The organism is Pandoraea sp. NPDC090278 (assembly GCF_044772185.1).
Classification (GTDB): domain Bacteria; phylum Pseudomonadota; class Gammaproteobacteria; order Burkholderiales; family Burkholderiaceae; genus Pandoraea.
In genome coordinates this window covers 272,481-290,770 of record NZ_JBIVYJ010000003.1, presented here as the reverse complement: position 1 = coordinate 290,770, position 18,290 = coordinate 272,481, and the positions used below count along the sequence as shown (strand labels likewise).

The window sequence follows — 18,290 nt, the reverse complement described above, 5'->3', positions numbered from 1 at the left end:
CCGCAGTTATGCGCGGGCAGCGGAGATCAATGCCGCAAGTCCCGCGCGATGCTGGCCCTGCGCGTCGAAGTTCTCCGGCGAGAGCCACTGCTCGAAGCCCCGGCTGATCGCAGGCCATTCCGCATCGGTGATGGAAAACCACGCCGTGTCCCGATTGCGCCCGCGATAGACGATGGCGTTACGGAAGATGCCTTCGAACGTGAAGCCATAGCGGGCCGCCGCGCGGCGCGAGGGGGCGTTGAGTGAATCGCACTTCCATTCGTAGCGGCGATAGCCCATTTCATCGAACGCGCGACGCATGAGCAAGTACTGCGCCTCGGTCCCCGCGCGCGTGCGCTTGAGCAGCGGCGAGTACGCCACGTGCCCCACTTCGACGACACCGTTTGCCGGGTCGATACGCATGAGTGCCAGCGTGCCGACCGCCTTGCCCGTCTCAAGATCGATGACGGCGTGGTGCAGCGGGTCGGTAGATGCCGCCATCTTCGTGGCGTATGTGTAATAGCTGTCGAAGTCAGGGAACGGGCCGCCGCTCATGTACGTCCAGTCGCGGCCGTCCGGTGCTTTGGCATAGGCGTCGAAAAGGTCTTTGGCGTGACGCTCGACGTCAATCGGCTCCAGACGGCAATACCGCCCGCTGACCGGCGTGCGCGACGGTTGAGCACGCGGCGTCCAGTCGGGCAGCGGTGTGCCGATGGGCTGGTCGTAGTCGTTGAAGTTCGGTGCGTCGGTCATGGCTCTCTCGTCTCCGGCAATTGGCTGGGCATTCTGATCAAGCTGACTAAGTTATCGTGCCGGTGGTACGATGAAAAGCACCACTCCTCGCGAATCTCTTGGTGCCATGACATCCGTAGCCAAAACGCGCGCCGACACAACGCCCCCGATGCCTGCCTTTGCACCGGAGAACGTTGCCGCCCTGTTCGATAGCCCGCTTGCCACGGGACCGGGACGCAACGTCTCGCTCCAGAAGCAGTTGCTGACGCGGCTCAAGCACGCCATTCTCGAAGGACGGCTGCCCGCAGGTGCACGTCTGCCAGCCTCACGCACGCTCGCGGAAGACCTTGCGGTGTCGCGCAATACCGTCTCCATCGTCTACGACCAGCTCGCTGCCGAGGGTTTCATCGTCCCGCATCGGCTCGGCACGCGCGTCGCACAGCTCTCGCTCGATCCGCACATTGCGGCGCAGGCGGCACAGGTCGCGAAGTCGAGGACGCAAGCGGTCGATGCGCCGGATGTCGCGTCGGAGGTCGTGACTGCACCATCACCGTCACGCCGCATTCAACGCCTGCCCTCCACCCGGCACGCCGCGCGCGCGGGCGACACCCCGTTGCCGTTCACGCCCGGGGTCCCCGCGCTCACCCGCTTTCCCGCGAGCACATGGCGACGCACGCTGGAGCGCGTGATGCGTGAAGCGCAACCCCGTCACTACAACTATGGCGATCCGCTGGGCGAGCCTGCGCTACGTGAGGCCATTGCCGACCACCTGCGCATCTCGCGCGGCGTGCGGTGCGATGCCTCGCAGGTCGTCATCACGGAAGGTGCGCACGAGGCGCTGATTCTCTGCGTGCGGTTGCTGACAGACCCGGGCGACACGGTGTGGATGGAGGACCCCGGCTATCGCGGAGCGAAGGCCGCCTTTCATTCGAGCGACGTGCGATTGCAGGCACTGCGTGTGGACGACGAAGGCATCGTCATTCCCGAAGGCTTGTGGGAGCGCTCGCCACCGCGACTGGTGTACGTCACGCCATCGCACCAGTACCCGCTTGGCAGTGTGTTGTCGGCATCGCGCCGTCTCGATCTGATTGCGCAGGCACGGCGTCACGGCGCGTGGATTCTGGAGGACGACTACGACAGCGAGTTTCGCCATCAGGGCGAGCCGATTGCCGCGATGCAGGGGATGGTGCCGGACGCGCCCGTCGTCTACGTCGGCACCTTCAGCAAAACGATGTTCCCGGCACTGCGTCTCGGGTTTCTGATTCTGCCGACGGCACTCGCGACGCAGGCCCGCGATGCCCTCGACGAACTCTTACGCGGTGGGCATCGCTTCGAACAGCTAGCACTCGCCGACTTCATCCGAAGCGGGCAGTTTGCGCGCCATCTGGGGCGCATGCGGCGTTTGTACCGGGAGCGTCAGACGGCATTGCGCGACGCGCTGGCCACGTACTTCGATCCGGCATACGCGGTGATTGGCGAACGCTGCGGGCTCCATCTGACGGTACGACTGGACGCCGCCTTCCCGGACAAAGCCATCGTGGTGGCGGCACAGCGCGAGGGGATCGGCCCTCGCGCGCTGTCGAGCTTCGCACTCGATCCGCAACCGGCGGATAACGGATTGGTGATCGGCTACGGGGATACGGACGCCTCCCGCATCCCCGGATTGATCAAGCGGCTGGCGGCGATTGTCGCAGCCGCCGGGTCAATTTCGGCCGGGTAGGTTGTTAGCGCAGACGGCACAAAAGCGTCGGGTCGGGACAGTAACACGCGTCCGGGTCCCACGGCGGGCACGATTGGCACTGCGCATCGTTTGCCTGTACCCCGGGAAGCTCGGCGGCTTGTATCGTCGGAATTTGTGTCCAAAGCGCCGCCGAGATCATCCCGGCACGAATCATCCAGTTCAGTTTCATTTCACACTCCTAAGATGAATGCCCGTTGCGATAAGCAAGGGCGCTCGCAGCATCCCTGCGCGACGCGCTGGCTGCGGCGGATTCAATTTAGGTCGGAGATACGGCAGACGACTTGCAGAAATGCGCTCGTGCCCCCGGAATTGGGAGGACAGCGCAGTGCAACGGGAGGAAGGTTCCCCATAAATCGGCACGCGGTAACCGTGTGCCGATCTCCTTGTGGGAATGAGACGAGGCCTGGATCGGTAAGACTATTACGACGACGTCGCGGTCTGTGCGGCCTTGTTCGCCGTCGACGCAGCGTCATGCGGTTGGCCCACGCGGGCATTGCGCGACATCCACAGGGTCAGCAGAACGGCTGCGATGGCGGCCAGTGCGGCGCACAGATACACCTCGGCGTATCCGTAAGCCCCCACGATCAGGCCCGCGACCGGTCCCGTGACGCCCAGTGCGACGTCGAGAAACACAGAGTACGCACCGAGTGCCGCACCACGATTCTGCGCAGGTACGAGGTTGACGGCCGCCACGCCCAGCGACGGGAACACGAGCGAGAAGCCCGCACCCGCCAGCGCCGCACCGAGCAATGCCGTGAAGCCCGTCGGGGCAATTCCCAACACGATCAGGCCGAAGGCTTCCAGCGCGAACGACGCCATCGCGACACGATAGCCGCCAAAGCGCTGAATGCTGCTGCCGAGCAACAGACGCACGCCCATGAAGCACAGACCGAACGCCGTCAATGCCAGCGCCGCGTTGTCCCAATGATGGCTTGCGTAGTAAAGCGTAATGAACGTCGAGATCGCACCGAAACCGATGGAACCTAGCGCCAATCCCATGCCGAACGGCATCACGCGGCCGAGCACCGCGCGGAACGCGAGTCGCTCACCGTGAATGACCGGCGTCGCGCGCTTCATGCGAGCCAGCAGCAAACCGACGATACCCGCCAGCGCCACCGCAGCGCCCACGGCCTTGATGCCGTATGCGTTATTGAGCGCCACGCCGAGCGGTGCACCGAGCGCCAGCGCGCCGTAAGTTGCCACGCCGTTCCAGGAAATCACGCGCGCCGTGTGCGACGGCCCGACTTGTCCGATGCCCCACATGATTGCGCCCGTCGACACCCAGCTTTCACCGAAGCCGAGCACGAGACGTCCGGCGATCAGCGTGAGCAGCGCCAGCCAGGGCACACCGGAGAACACGCCCCCCAACGCCACGAGCAAGCCGGACGCGCCACACGCGACCAGACCGCACAGCACCGTGCGCTTCGGGCCCCAGGCGTCGGCCGTGCGTCCGGCATACGGACGCGAGAGCAGTGTCGCGAGATATTGAACGCTGATCGCCAGCCCGGCTATCACGGAGCTGTAAGCCAGATCCACGTGCACGAACGACGGCAGCACCGCGAGCGGCAAACCGATCGTCAGATAGCAGAGGAACGTGAAGAACACGGTGGAGACGATCTGCAACGTCGTGGCGAACTGGCCGTTCGCAGGGCGGGTGTCGGTAGGCATTGCGCAGGGGATCAGGAATCGACGAAACCCCAGGACGCGACCACCCGCGCGACGGGCAAGCATGCGCGCGGGTCATCTCAATCCTAGGGTTTTCCCGGATCATACGCCGTTTCGCCGCTTTTGTGTAAACGCTTAAAAAATGTTGCTGCGGCGATGATTTGCGCTTCCCGATTGCCGTTGCTCGCCGTGCGGGGTTAATCGTCCACAGCCCCGCCCGGCAAGCGTTTGAACGGCATCGATCGACGTCAGCGCCCGACTTCCGCGAGGGATTTCAGGCTCACTGACAACATGGCAAGGTCGGCGTTACCGACGGCGATCTGGTCGGCCAGCACCCGGTGATAACGGGCGAGTGCTTCGGTGTGCGTCTGCTGCCATCCGGCGACTAGACGGGCGGCAGGACTCTGGTCGACGGCCTCCGGTGATGCCGTCGCATCGCTCCCCGTCCCCTTCACCTTCCCGCCTTCCAGCACGCTCGCCGTCAGACGTCGACGCAACACCGACAACTCCTCCAGCAACGTTGCCCGCGCGAGACGCTGCCAGTGCGTTTGCATCGGCAGGCCAAGCACGCCTGTCTGCAACCAGCCGTAGCCCAGCGGCGCGTCGAGCGCGAAGTACACCTGTGCCGCGAGCGACGGCTCGCATCCACTGGTACTCGCGACCTCGGCGATGTCGAGCAACGCCACGCGTGCGCCGACACCTGCCGCCGTTTGCGCAAGCAGCGGCGGCACACCGGCGTCGATCATGGTCTGGCTGCGCGTGCGGGCTTCATCCGCCGCTTCGCCGCTCACGAGCGTGTCGAGCGTGGGGAGAATCGGATCGAGCACACTGCGCAGGCGCTCGACGGTCTGCGGCACGTCGGTCAGCCGCCGACGCAGGAACCACAGCGTGGCCTGCTCGTGCCACTGTGCAATCGCCGTGAAGAGCGACGCCTGCGTCTCGTGCGACACCCGCGCGTCCAGCGCATCGATGTCGAGCCACAAGGCGTCGAGTCCATACGCCCCGCGCGCGGCGAGACTGGCACGCACGACATCGGCGGGCTCCGCGCCAGTCTCTTCGCTCAAGCGATGCACGAACGTCACCCCCGCTCGGTTGACGAGCGCATTAGCGTGCATCGTCGCGAGGATTTCCCGTTTGAGCGGATGACGCAGCATCGCTGCGCCACATCGGCTCGCCAGTGGCGTCGGGAAGTAGGACGGCAGTCCGTCGGCCACGAATTCGGCGTCCGGCAGATCGCTGGCCAGCAGCAGGTCGTAGAGCCACATCTTGCTGTACGCCATCAGGACGGCACGCTCCGGCGAGGTCAGCCCCGTGCTCGCCGCGCGACGCGCATCGAGGGCTTCGTCGTCCGGCAAGAACTCGATGGCGCGTGCGAGGCGTTGTGCGCGCTCCAGATACCGCATGAAGCGGGCGTCTCCATCGAGCGCTGCCGCCGAGCGCAGACGCCCGAGCGACAACGCCTGCGTTTGCAGATAGTTGTCGCGCAATACAAGCGAGCCAACTTCTTCCGTCATCTCCGCGAGCAACGTATTGCGTTGCTTGAGCGTCATTTCACCGTCGGTGACCACGAGACCCAGCAGAATCTTGATGTTGACCTCATGGTCCGAGCAATCGACACCTGCCGAGTTATCGATGGCGTCGGTGTTGATGCGACCGCCGTGCTGGGCGTACTCGATACGTCCGAGCTGCGTCAGTCCGAGGTTGCCCCCCTCGGCCACGACCTTGCAGCGCAGTTCCGCGCCGTTCACGCGCAGCCCGTCGTTCGCGCGGTCGCCCACCTGCGCATGCGTCTCGGTGCTCGCCTTCACATACGTGCCGATACCTCCGTTGTAGAGCAGATCCACGGGCGCGGTCAGCAACGCACGCAGCAAATCGTTCGGCGCCATCTCAGACGCTTCGGTGCCGAGCCACTCACGCATCTCTGGCGACAGTGCAATCGCTTTCGCCGTACGCGGGAAAATGCCGCCGCCCTTGGAGATCAGCTTCGCGTCGTAGTCGGCCCAACTGGAACGCGGCAACTGGAACAGGCGCTCGCGTTCGGCAAATGAGGTCGCGGCATCCGGCGTGGGATCGAGGAAGATGTGACGGTGATCGAACGCTGCCACGAGCCGGATGTGTTTCGAGAGCAACATGCCATTGCCGAACACGTCACCCGACATATCGCCGATGCCCACCACCGTGAAGTCCTGCATCTGCGTATCGACGCCCATCTCGCTGAAGTGCCGCTTGACGGATTCCCACGCGCCACGCGCCGTGATGGCCATCTTCTTGTGGTCGTAACCGACGGAGCCACCCGAGGCGAACGCGTCGCCCAGCCAGAAGCCGTACTCTGCGGAGATGGCGTTCGCATAGTCGGAGAACGTGGCCGTGCCCTTGTCGGCGGCCACCACGAGATACGGATCGTCGCCATCGATACGAACGGTTTGCGGCGGCGGCACGAGTTGCCCGTCGACGTAGTTATCCGTCAGATCCAGCAGCCCGCGCAGGAACGTCTGATAGCACGCCACGCCCTCGGCCAGATACGCATCTCGGTCACCCGGCGACAGCGGCTGCTTGACCACGAAGCCCCCCTTCGACCCCACGGGCACGATGACCGTGTTCTTGACCATTTGCGCCTTCACCAGCCCCAGCACCTCGGTGCGGAAGTCTTCGCGGCGGTCCGACCAGCGCAGGCCGCCGCGTGCGACGCGTCCACCGCGCAGGTGGACGCCCTCTACACGCGGCGAGTACACCCAGATCTCGAACATCGGCTTCGGCTCAGGCAGCCCCGGCACCTTCGACGGGTCGAACTTGAATGACAGGTACGCCTTCTGCGCGCCCCCACCACTTCTGTGACTCCCGTCTTGCGCTGTCTGGAAGTAGTTGGTCCGCAGCGTGGCTTCGAGAACCCCGAGGAATTGACGCAGGATGCGGTCTTCGTCGAGATTGGGGACGTCTTCCAGCGCCGTGTGGATCTGCGTACGCAATTGCTCGGCACGCGACTCGCGGACGTCCGTACTCAACGAAGGGTCGAAGCGCGCGAGGAACAGGCGGACGAGCATGCCCGCAATCGACGGGTTTCCCGTCAGCGCGTTCTCGATATAGGCATTACTGAAGGTCGAGCCGACCTGGCGAATGTACTTTGCGTACGCCCGCAGAATGCGCACCTCGCGCCACGTCAAACCGGCTTGCAGCACGAGACGGTTGAGGTCGTCGTTTTCGACGTCACCGGCCCAGATGCGTGCGAAGGCGTCTTCGAAGCGCACGCGGGCGTGCTCCAGATCGACGTCCGCCCCGTCGAGACTCGTCATGCCGAAGTCGTGCATCCACACGACGCCAGCGTCGGACGGCTCGATCCGGTAAGGCCGCTCGTCATTCACCCGCACGCCGAGGTGTTCGAGCATCGGCAAGCTGCGTGAGAGCGCGATGGGCTCGCCCGCCTGATAGATCTTGAAGCGCAGCGTGCCGGGCGCAGCCTCCAGCGGGCGATACAGTTGCATGGAGAGCGGCGTTGCGTCCGAGCTAGCGGAAGGCGTGGCTTGCGCAGGCGGCGGTGCCGTGTTCAGTAGCGGTTCGATGAGCTCCACGTCGCGCACGGCCACACGCGCAGCGTAATCCTCCCGATACCCTGCAGGGAACGCCAGTGCGTAGCGTCGCAAAGCCCGCGTACCGCGCTCTTCGCCCAGTTGCTCGCGCAGCGCGTCGGAGAGGTCGTCCTGCCAGCGACGCGTGGTCTCGACGATGCGGGCTTCCAGTTCATTGACGTCGACCTCCGGCACATGCCCCGGCTCAGTCCGCACGGTGATCTGAATGCGCGCGAGCATCGACTCGGAGAGTTGCGGCGTGAACTCGACGCCGGTCCCGTGATACGCCGCCAGCAGCAGGTTCTGCACCCGCACGCGCAAATCGGTGTTGAACTTCTCACGTGGCACGAACACGAGGCACGACACGTAACGGTCGAAGCGGTCGCGTCGCACGAAGAGCCGCGTGCGCTGACGTTCCTGCAAACGCAGAATCCCCAGCGCGATGTCGGCGAGTTGCTCGACGTCGATCTGGAACAGTTCGTCGCGCGGATATTGTTCGAGGATGGTCGCGAGCGTCTTGGCCAGATGGCCGTTAGGCAGGAACCCGGCACGACGGATCACTTCGGCGACTTTGCGGCGCACCAGAGGAATTTCGTCGGCGGGCACCATATAGACGGTCGAGGTGTACAGCCCAAGGAAACGCCTTTCGCCGCAGACCTTGCCCTGTGCGTCGAAGCGTTTCACGCCCACGTAATCGAGATAGCCGGGACGGTGAACGCTGGCGCGCGAATTGGCTTTCGTCAGGAAAATGGGGGCGCTGGCCTGCACGATGCCGATGGCGCCGGGCGACAGGCGCGTGACATCGGGCGTGCTGGCGTCGCGGCGCGATTCGCGCAGCACGCCGAGGCCGGTGCCCGGCACGCCTTGCAGGTAGTGCTCGCCGTCGCGCTCGACCAGTTCGTAGTCGCGATAGCCGAGGAAGGTGAAGTGACGCTGTAGCATCCAGTCCAGAAACGCCTGCGCTTCGTCGATCTCTGCGCGCTCCTGCGCCGCCACGCCTTGCTGCGCGGCGCGCTCGGTCAGGGATTCGATGGCCGCATGTGCGGCGGCCTGCATGGCGCGCCAGTCATCTACGGCGGCGCGGACGTCGCCGAGCACGCGTTGCAGCCCGTCGACCAGCGCCTGAATGCGCTCCGGCTCGGAGAACCGGTCGACTTCGATGTGGATATACGATTCGAAGCGGCTGCCGTCGCCCTCCCCCTCCTTGCCTGCCGGGCTGCTGCCGGGTGCGACGCTCAGACGCTTGCCCGCCGCGTCGCGCCGGATGCGATAGACCGGATGGAAGGCCGAATGCAGCGCCAGCCCCTGCCGATTGATCTCCATCGTCACCGAATCGACGAGGAACGGCATGTCGTCGTTGACGATTTCGACGACCGTGTGGCTGCAATGCCAGCCGTGCTGATCGAGCGTGGGGTTGTAGATACGGATGCGCGGTTCGCCGGAGACGAACTTCTGGCCGAGTTGCCAGTGCGCCATCGCCGCGCCATAAAGATCGGCGACACTGCGCGAGACGACATCCTCAGCGTCGGCCAGACCGTAATACTGCTGGACGAAAGGCTCGAAGAGCGCCGCCACTTCGGGCGCACGTTCACGGGCCATCGCGACGACTTCCGCCATGTGCTGGCGGACCTTCTCTTCCGGATTCGCGGGCATGGGCACCTCTGCGGGATTGGACGAGACTTCGACCGGCGAACGAGGGATAAGTCACCGGCCATTCACTGGCTTGTGGACAGGCAAGGCCATGCTACGCCCGGCGGCCCCGGGCTGGCAACGGCGTGATTCCCGAGTTCGGGTATGCTGAGCCGGTCTGCCCGAGCCATCCGATCACCCCGAAGCCAGCACTGCCACCGGTATAATCGCGCATGAACTCAAAAGCCACCGATTCGCGCACTGACAGCGCCCCCGCCACTCCTTTCTCGAGCCTGCCGCTCTCGCCTGCCATGCAGGAGAACCTCGCACGGCTCGGTTACGCCTCGATGACGCCCATCCAGCAGGCGTCGCTCCCCGACATGCTGGCCGGCCACGACATCATCGCGCAGGCCAAGACCGGCAGCGGCAAGACCGCCGCCTTCTCGCTGGGTCTGCTCCAGCGGGTGGACGCCCGAGATTTCGCCGTGCAGGCCGCGGTACTCTGCCCCACGCGCGAGCTCGCCGAGCAAGTCGCCCAGGAAGTACGCCGCATCGCGCGCGCCGAGGACAACATCAAGGTCCTGACGCTGTGCGGCGGCTCGCCGATCCGTCCGCAGGCGGAAAGCCTTGCGCACGGCGCCCACGTGATTGTTGGCACGCCGGGCCGCATCATGGATCACCTCGACCGCGGCACGCTCACGCTCACCGGCATCAAGACGCTGGTGCTCGATGAAGCCGACCGCATGCTCGACATGGGCTTTTTCGACGACATCGCCGCCGTGGCGAAACAAACGCCCGCCTCGCGCCAGACGTTGCTTTTCTCGGCCACGTACCCCGAAGGCATCGGCAAGCTCGCCCAACGCTTTTTGAAGACGCCGCGCGAGATCCGTCTGGAAGAAAAGCACGACGCCAGCAAGATTCGCCAGCGCTTTTATGAAGTGCGCGACGAAGAACGTCTGCACGCCGTGGGGCAGTTGCTCGATCACTTCCGCCCGGTCAGCACGATTGCGTTCTGCAACACCCGCGCACAGTGCAACGACCTGACCGATGTGCTGCGCGCCGAGGGATTCCACGCCCTGACGCTGCACGGCGATCTGGAACAACGCGAACGCGATATGGTTTTGATCCAGTTCGCCAACCGCAGTTGCTCCGTGCTGGTCGCGACCGACGTCGCCGCACGTGGTCTGGACATCGCACAGCTCGAAGCCGTCATCAACGTAGACGTGACGCCGGACCCCGAGGTCTACGTGCACCGAATCGGCCGCACCGGTCGTGCCGACGAGGACGGCTGGGCGTTCAGCCTGGCGACGATGGACGAGATGGGTCGCGTGGGTAACATCGAAGCGGCGATGGGCGGGGAAGTCCAATGGCACAAACTCGCGGAGCTTACGCCGACGGGTAGCGGACATCTGCTGCCGCCAATGGTGACGATCCAGATGCTGGGCGGCAAGAAGGACAAGATCCGTCCGGGCGACGTGCTTGGCGCGCTGACCGGTGAAGCAGGCTTTGCCGCCGCGCAGATCGGCAAGATCAACGTGCTCGAAAACTTCACGTATATTGCCGTAGACCGGGACATCGCCCCGGTGGCGCTGCGCAAGCTGGCCGACGGCCGTGTGAAGGGCCGCAAGGTCAAGGTAAGATTCTTGCAGGATTAATTTTCGGATCCATCCCCTGAGCGCGACGCGCCACGAGGAGATTGCAATGAGGTCGATGCGTACCCTGTTGTGCTTCCCGGCGGCGCGGCGTCTGGCGCTCATCCTGCTGGCGGCCGGTGGACTGACCTGGCTGGCCGCTTGCAGCACCAAGGGCGTTGCGCCCAACCCCACCCTCACCGAAGACACGCTCGACGAGTACGCCCTCGTCATCGTCGGCCTCGACACGCCGCTGCAAAGCACCTGGGGGCCGTGGACCTACTCGGACTTCAATCAGACGGTCAACGGCATCATCGGCGGCAAGATCACTCGCACGCTCAACAGCAATCCGCCCACGCGCGGATACATCGCCATGCGCGTCTCACCGCTCATGCGCAACGAGCGCTTCGGTCCGATGGAGTTCACCCCGGCGGACAACAGCTATCGCTTTCGCTATTGCAAGGGGCGCAAAGTGCCGACGGTGCGGGTCAACCGTGGCGACGTCGTCTACGCGGGCACGCTGATCCTCGACAATCACGACGGCAAGATATGGCTGCGCACCGAGTTCGACATGGCGGGCGCGCGACGCTTCGTGCAGGCCAACTATCCGTCGCTGGCCGACAAGCTCCAGCCCCAACCGTTTACCTATTACGAAGTGAAAAGCGAGCCGAGTTGCCGATGATTGTCAGCGTCAACTCGTCAGCCCTCTTGCGCCGCGTCTGCCGGTGTCAGCACGATCTCGCGCCCTTCGCATAACGCTTCGGCACGCTCGCTGAGTTCGTTGGCGACGTCCGCCAGATGACGCCGCAGCGTATCCGCGAGCACCGACTCCGGTTCATGTGCGGGGCGCAGCATCTCGACAGGAAACTCGATGGCCGGTGCGACGCGATACAAACGCTGCGCCTGCACATGCGCACTCGCTGCCGTGAACTGATCGAGCAGCGCATATCCCAGACCGTGCTCGACGAGCGCCGCCGCGAGCGAATACGTCTGCACCATCACTTCTGCGTCCTGAAGCAGTTCCGTCTGATCCAGACGCTCGTTGATCAGCGCGCCGAGCGGCGTGTCGTCATGCAGCTTGATGAGATCGCGCCCGGCGAGCGCGTCGGCGCTGGCTGGTCCGCGCCGTGAAAGCTTCGGCCACGCGGCGGGCACGGCGAGCACGATGTGCCCCTGCGCCACGGGACGGCTCACGATACCGGCCGCCATTGGCGGCGCAGAAACGATGCCGACATCCACCGACGACGTGAGGATCGCCGTGATGGTCTCGTTCGTGTGATGGGTGATGAGTTCGAAGACGACATCGGGGTGCGCACGCCGCATGCGCTCGATGGCAGCGGGCAACAGGCTCTGCGCGAGACTCGGCGTCACCGCGATGCGCAGGTGGCCCACGCCGTGCTGACGCAGATTGCGCGACGTGGTACGCAGGCGCTCCAGATCGCTGAAGATGCGCTCGACGTCGGGATACAGACGGCGCGCTTCGGCCGTGGGCACGAGGCGGCCTTTCACCCGGTCGAACAGCTTGAAGCCGAGTTGCTGCTCGGCGTGCTGCAACACGCGGGAGACGACCGGTTGCGATACGTTGAGCAATTGCGCCGCGCCGCTGGCCGATCCGGTCAGCACGACTGCGCGAAAGGTCTCGATATGCCGCAATTTCATGCCTGACGTCGTCTCCGTGTCTCGCCCGCCTGCGCAAAGGCGCGGCCGACCCTATAGCCAAAAGACATATGCTGCCTCAAAACCGCATAGGTTAGCGAATTTTCTCCCTCTACACTGCGTAGCAAAGGCTGTGCAGAAGACCTGCCACGAGGCGCTCGCCCCGTGTCGCAATTTTTTCCCGCCTTGCTTTCCATCAGCTTTTCGTCGTTATCTATCGTCATGCACATTGGAGTTATCGGAGCGGGCATCGTCGGCCTCGCCAGCGCGTATCAGCTGCTTCGCGCAGGCCACGAAGTCACAGTGATCGACGCGGCACGCGACGGCGGTCTGGGGACCAGCTTCGCCAACGGCGGTCAACTGAGCTATGGCTATGTGTCGCCCCTCGCCGCCCCCGGTGTGCTCTCGCAACTGCCCTCGTTGCTGTTCTCCAGCACCGGGCCGCTGCGGATCAAGCCGTCGCTCGATCCGGATTTCTGGCGCTGGTCGCTGGCCTTCGTCAAACATTGCAACGCGCAGGCAAACGCCAGCTCGACGCTGCGACTGCTCTCGCTCGGCCTGCATAGCCGCGAGGTGATGCTGGAGTTTCTGGCACAGGAAGCGGGAACGTTCGACTACCGCCTGAGCGGCAAGCTCGTGGTGTATCGCGACGCGAGCAAGCTCGCCGCCGCAGAGCGCTCGCTTGAAATGGCCAATGGCCTGGGCTACACGCAACGGCGCGTCGACGCGGCCACCTGCGTCACGCTGGAACCGGCGTTGAGCAAGATCGCCGGAGAGTTGGCGGGCGGCATCCACACGCCGGGCGAAGGCACCGGCGACTGCCAGATGCTGTGTAAGGAACTGATGCGTCTGATCGGCGCTCATGAACGTGGCGCGCTGCTGTTCGAGCGCGAAGTGACGGGATTCGATGTGCGCGGCAACACCGTTCGGGCCATTCGCACGCGCGCTGGCGACATTCCGGTCGATGCCTGTGTCGTCGCCAACGGTCTGGCCGCCGTGCCGCTGCTGCGCGCCGTGGGCGAGCCGGTGTCGATGTATCCGCTCAAGGGCTACAGCCTGACGTATCGTGGGGCACCGGCCGACGCCCGCCCGCAGGTCTCCGTCACAGACGCAGACAACAAAGTGGTCTACGCGAGCCTTGGCGAGCATCTGCGCGTGGCTGGCATCGCCGATCTGGTGGGCTACGACTACCGCATCGTCAAACATCGTATCGATGCGCTGCGAACGCTCTCGACCGTGTTGTTCCCGTCGTTGCGCGGCACACCCGCGCCGCTGGAATGGACCGGCATGCGCCCGTCCACGCCGCATGGCCGACCGGTGCTCGGACGCGCGGACAAGGTGGGCAATCTGTGGCTGAACGTCGGCCACGGCGCACTGGGTTTCACGTTGTCGATGGGGGCTGCACGCGCCATCGCCGACGCCATCGACGGCAAGCGTCCCGCCGTCGATCTTGCAGGGTTTGCCCGGCTGGCTGCGTGAGCGATGAGGCTGGACCATAGCGTGCCAGCCGGATAACACGTTCGTGCGCCAGTGCGCTGCGGCATCACTCCCACGGGGACCGATGGGGGTAGTTTCGGGTTGTATCTGTGTTTTCGGTGTTTGAGGCTTTTGACATTCCAACGGCGCGGACCACCGTGCCACCACTTCCGATAGGACAAGAGACCATGAAGAAGCTGTTTGCTCCCCTGCTGCTCGTCAGCGCTGCTGCCGCCCTGTTCGCGCACACCGCGAGCGCACAGGAACTCACTGGCACGCTCAAGAAGATCAAGGACACCGGCGTGTTCGCCCTCGGGGTGCGTGAATCGTCGATTCCGTTCTCCTATTCGGACAACGGCGGCAAGACGATCGGCTACTCGCAGGAAATCGCGCTCAAGATCGTTGATGCGGTCAAAAAAGAGCTGAACGCGCCGAACCTGAAGGTCACGGAAACGCCGATCACGTCGCAGAACCGAATCGTGCTGATGCAAAACGGCACGATTGACCTGGAATGCGGTTCGACCACGCACACGTTCGATCGCGCCAAGCAAGTCGGCTTCTCGCACAACATCTTCCTGTACTCGATCAAGATGATCGCCAAGACGGGCTCGGGCATCACCGACCTGAACAGCCTCAAGGGCAAGACCATCGCGACGACGGCCGGCACCACGGCTGACCGCATTCTGTCGGGCCAGAAAGAGAAGATCGGCTTCAACCTGATCCAGACGAAGGAACACTCGGACGGCTTCCTGACCGTCAAGCAAGGCCGTGCGGTGGCGTTCGTCATGGACGAGCCGCTGCTCTACGGTCAGCGTGCAGCGCTGTCGGCAGACGACGCCAAGGGCTACGAAGTGGTCGGCCCGAACCTCCAGTTCGAAAACTACGCCTGCATGATGCGTAAGGACGACCCGGCGTTCACCAAGGTCGTGAACACGGTCATCGCCGATATGGAGAAGTCCGGCGAGATGACGAAGCTGTACGACAAGTGGTTCACGCAGCCGGTGCCGCCGAAGGGTCAGAACATGAACTACCCGATGACGGCTGAAATGCGCGCCATGTTCAAGGATCCGATCACGAAGGCTTACGACTGATCTTGACGGCGTGTACGTTGTGCGGGGACCACGGTCCCCGCACTTCGCGATCCCGTTTTTTGCAGTTCCCGCAGATTCACCACCATCATGAACTCGCACGCCACGCTCGGCATTCTCGGCGGCATGGGCCCCGCCGCCGGTATCGACCTCTGCCGCAAGATCGTCGATCAACATCCGGCCAACCGCGATCAGGATCACATCCCGTTCATCCTGTATTCGGTGCCGCAGATCCCCGACCGGACCGAAGCTCTGTTGCGCGACGGCGCCTCCCCGCTCGACGGCATGCTCGACGGCGTACATGCGCTGGAGCAATCGGGCGTCGGCTGCATCGCCATCGCGTGCAATACCGCCCATGCCTGGCTCGACGCGCTGCGTCATCGCACCCGTTTGCCGGTCCTCGACGTGGTCGAAGCCGTTGCTAGCGAACTGTCCACTTGTGTCGCCCCCGGCTCGCCCATCGGCCTCATGGCGACCGAAGGCACCCATCACGCCAACGTCTACCGGCCTCGGCTCGAAGCGCTGGGTTACCGCTTCGTCTCGGCGAGCGACCCGCTTGCGCACCAGACGCTCGTGAACGAAGGCATCCGGCTCACCAAGGCCGGGGAAATTCGTCGCGGCGGTGAGGCGCTTGCAATGGCGATGGAGCAACTGCTGGCGGCCGGCGCGCAACGCGTGATTCTCGGCTGCACCGAAATCCCGGTGGCGCTTGCCACGTGTGAAACACCGCTCGGACGATTTGGGCTGGACGCGTCCGCAGCACTTGCCCGCGCGTGCATTGCCTGGTCGCTCGCGCATGAAGCGCAGGCGCACGTCTAACCCGTCATCGACGGCGCGCACGCCATCTCCCGATTCTCAAATTTCCGGCACGACTCTCACCCGCCGCGAATTCATGGCACAGCGAAGCACTGCGGGGCTTGTGCGGCTGTTGCGATGTTGCATCGCAATGATAAAAATCCACGATTGCGGTGCCCTCAAGTCGCTCGCGCTTGGGTAGACTGGCGCACGCACGATGATCGTGCCGGGGTTGCACCGGCGGCATGGAGGTGAACCGGGCGGACGATTCGGGTCGTACGTAGACCGAACGCCACCGGCCTTGCAAGAAAAAATCCCGATCATCTTGTAGGAAAAAATCCAACACGGGAATTCGGGCGGAAAGCGGCGTGAAACGGGGGTAAAACGGGGGTTGAAGCCATCAAAATCGCTGGCGTCTTTAGCTATAATGGCCCACAATCCATCGGACACCCGCCGGACCAAGGTCCGGCCATGAGCGCGTTTGCCTGAACGGGGAAGCACATGAGCGGCAGCGCGCTCGACGTGATGCATGTACAGACAACAACAATGAGTTCAGATCGACTCCCAGCCGGTGTGCCTTTGGTCGAACCTTCGACCCTGGCAACGGCAATCGCCGAGGCCAATGCCACGGCGCCGGCCCCGGCATTGTCCCGGGCGCTGGTCGAGCTGACCGGCGGACTATCGGCACACGTAGGTGCCGATGGCCGTTTCCTTTTCATTGCCGAAGCCTCCCTGCGCCTGCTCGAGTACTCGCGTGAGTACATCGACCACGCCACGCTCTTCGAACTGACCGGCATCGAAGACGTTCCCCTGCTTCAGGACGCCTTTTCCGCCGCCCAGACGCTCGGCCCTCAGCAGTGCACCGTGCGTTTGCTGCGCGGTCTGACCGACCGGGTCTGGATGCGTCTGCGCATCGCCCAGTACACGCCCCGTATCGCGGGTGCGAGCGCGTCGTTCCTGGTGCATGGCGAAGACATCACCGCCTTCAAGGAAAACGAAGCACGCCTGTCCGATCTGGCGGTGCGTGACGCGGTGACCGGGCTCGGGAATCGTCAATATATTCAGCAGTGCATCGTAGAGACGATCCAGCATGCGCGCGAAGGCGGTCCGAACTTCGCCGTCGCCCTGCTCGATCTGGATGGCTTCAAAAAGGTCAACGACTCGCTCGGCCACGACGTGGGCGACCAGTTGCTGCGCGACGCGGGCCAACGTCTGATCGCGCAGATTCGCGAGACGGACATGGCCGCGCGCATGGGCGGCGACGAGTTTGTGCTGGTGCTGCCCGGCTGCGACAACGAACAGGCGCTCAGCGGCATCATGAAGCGACTGCTCTCGGCAGTGCAGCAACCGTTCCAGGTCGGCGACCAGCTGCTGCACCTGACGACCAGTATCGGTGTTTCGTTCTACCCGCAACACGGCGATTCGGCCGGTCTGCTCATCAAGCATGCCGACGCCGCCATGTATTGCGCCAAGGATCGCGGTCGCAACGGCCTGTTCGTCTACACGGACGATCTGGGCGACTTGCATCGCAAGGCATTTTCGCTGGAATCGGCGATGTTCGAGGCCATTCACAATGGTGAATTCAGCCTGCATTACCAGCCGATCTGCGACCCGACTTCGCTGAACGTGAAGGGTGTCGAAGCGCTGATGCGCTGGCATCCGGCGCTCGGTCCGGTCTCGCCCGCCGAGTTCATTCCGCTGGCCGAGGCCAACGGTCTGATCAACTTGCTGGGTGGCTGGGCACTGCGCGCCGCGTGCATGCAGCTCGCGCGCTGGGATCGCACCCGGCTCGACGGGATCTACATGTCCGTCAACGTCTCGGCACAACAGTTTCACCATCCGTCTTTCCCGAGCCTCGTGTGGCAGGCCATTGCCGACTCCGGCGTGGAAGGTCATCGCCTCGTGCTCGAAATTACCGAAAGCGTGCTCATGCGCGACCCGGAGCAGGCCAATCTGGTGCTGCGCGAGTTGCAGACGCTGGGCGTGCGCTTCGCCGTCGACGACTTCGGCGCGGGCTATTCGAGTCTGGGCTACCTCAAGCGTTTCCCGCTCTCCGCGCTCAAGATCGACCGCAGCTTCGTCAAAGACATGCCCACGTCACCGAACGACCGTACGATTGTGACGGCAGTCCTGGGACTGGCACGCGAGCTGGGTCTGTCGGCGGTGGCCGAAGGGGTCGAGACGGAAGAACAACGGCAGATGCTGATCGATCGCGGCTGCCATTCCATCCAGGGCTGGCTGGTATCGAAGGCCCTGCCTGCGGGAGAACTGGAGGCGGCCTTTGCGAGCGGGCGTCTCAACGTGGATGCCGGCCACTGACCGGACAACCCCGCTA

11 protein-coding genes are annotated in these 18,290 nt (G+C 64.3%); 7 read left to right on the top strand and 4 right to left on the bottom strand.

The window, feature by feature from the left end:
• Positions 1-6 precede the first annotated feature (6 nt).
• Entirely contained in the window at positions 7-732 is a 726-nt protein-coding gene (locus ACIQWO_RS13650; RefSeq protein ID WP_402824579.1) for a GNAT family N-acetyltransferase, read from the bottom strand.
• A gap of 148 nt (positions 733-880) precedes the next feature.
• On the opposite strand from ACIQWO_RS13650, the gene ACIQWO_RS13645 reads away from it, so the two are divergent.
• A complete protein-coding gene (locus tag ACIQWO_RS13645) occupies positions 881-2,431 on the top strand; it encodes a PLP-dependent aminotransferase family protein (protein WP_402825366.1) in 1,551 nt (516 codons plus the stop codon).
• 441 nt (positions 2,432-2,872) lie between these two features.
• Here the strand turns inward: ACIQWO_RS13645 and ACIQWO_RS13640 are convergent, their stop codons facing one another.
• Both ACIQWO_RS13640 and ACIQWO_RS13635 read right to left on the bottom strand, forming a co-directional pair.
• Positions 2,873-4,120: an MFS transporter gene (locus ACIQWO_RS13640; RefSeq protein ID WP_402824576.1), complete on the bottom strand. Its 1,248-nt coding sequence runs from the start codon at positions 4,118-4,120 to the stop codon at positions 2,873-2,875.
• 245 nt (positions 4,121-4,365) lie between these two features.
• Positions 4,366-9,333 carry an NAD-glutamate dehydrogenase gene (locus ACIQWO_RS13635; RefSeq protein WP_402824573.1) on the bottom strand — a complete coding sequence of 1,656 codons (4,968 nt, stop codon included), beginning with the start codon at positions 9,331-9,333 and terminating at the stop codon, positions 4,366-4,368.
• A 209-nt stretch (positions 9,334-9,542) separates the two neighbouring features.
• Between ACIQWO_RS13635 and dbpA the strand changes: the two genes are divergently transcribed.
• Together dbpA and ACIQWO_RS13625 are read left to right on the top strand one after the other, a co-directional pair.
• Positions 9,543-10,964 (top strand): ATP-dependent RNA helicase DbpA, encoded by a 1,422-nt coding sequence (gene dbpA, locus ACIQWO_RS13630; protein WP_402824570.1) that lies wholly within the window; start codon positions 9,543-9,545, stop codon positions 10,962-10,964.
• 46 nt (positions 10,965-11,010) lie between these two features.
• A complete protein-coding gene (locus ACIQWO_RS13625) occupies positions 11,011-11,622 on the top strand; it encodes a hypothetical protein (protein WP_150666490.1) in 612 nt (203 codons plus the stop codon).
• Between the two features lie 17 nt (positions 11,623-11,639).
• Here the strand turns inward: ACIQWO_RS13625 and ACIQWO_RS13620 are convergent, their stop codons facing one another.
• Complete coding sequence (locus ACIQWO_RS13620; protein WP_150577003.1) at positions 11,640-12,599, bottom strand: LysR family transcriptional regulator; 960 nt, start codon at positions 12,597-12,599, stop codon at positions 11,640-11,642.
• Positions 12,600-12,818: 219 nt separating this feature from the next.
• On the opposite strand from ACIQWO_RS13620, the gene ACIQWO_RS13615 reads away from it, so the two are divergent.
• The 4 genes from ACIQWO_RS13615 to ACIQWO_RS13600 all read left to right on the top strand — a co-directional run bounded on the left by ACIQWO_RS13615 (position 12,819) and on the right by ACIQWO_RS13600 (position 18,274).
• The gene (locus tag ACIQWO_RS13615; protein WP_402824565.1) at positions 12,819-14,075 is read left to right on the top strand and encodes a D-amino acid dehydrogenase; all 1,257 of its coding nucleotides are present in this window, start codon (positions 12,819-12,821) and stop codon (positions 14,073-14,075) included.
• A 185-nt stretch (positions 14,076-14,260) separates the two neighbouring features.
• Positions 14,261-15,163 (top strand): transporter substrate-binding domain-containing protein, encoded by a 903-nt coding sequence (locus ACIQWO_RS13610; protein WP_402824562.1) that lies wholly within the window; start codon positions 14,261-14,263, stop codon positions 15,161-15,163.
• 87 nt (positions 15,164-15,250) lie between these two features.
• Complete coding sequence (locus tag ACIQWO_RS13605; RefSeq protein WP_402824559.1) at positions 15,251-15,979, top strand: aspartate/glutamate racemase family protein; 729 nt, start codon at positions 15,251-15,253, stop codon at positions 15,977-15,979.
• Between the two features lie 555 nt (positions 15,980-16,534).
• On the top strand, positions 16,535-18,274 hold the full coding sequence (locus tag ACIQWO_RS13600) for a putative bifunctional diguanylate cyclase/phosphodiesterase (RefSeq protein ID WP_402824556.1): 1,740 nt from the start codon (positions 16,535-16,537) through the stop codon (positions 18,272-18,274).
• The last annotated feature ends 16 nt before the right edge of the window (positions 18,275-18,290 follow it).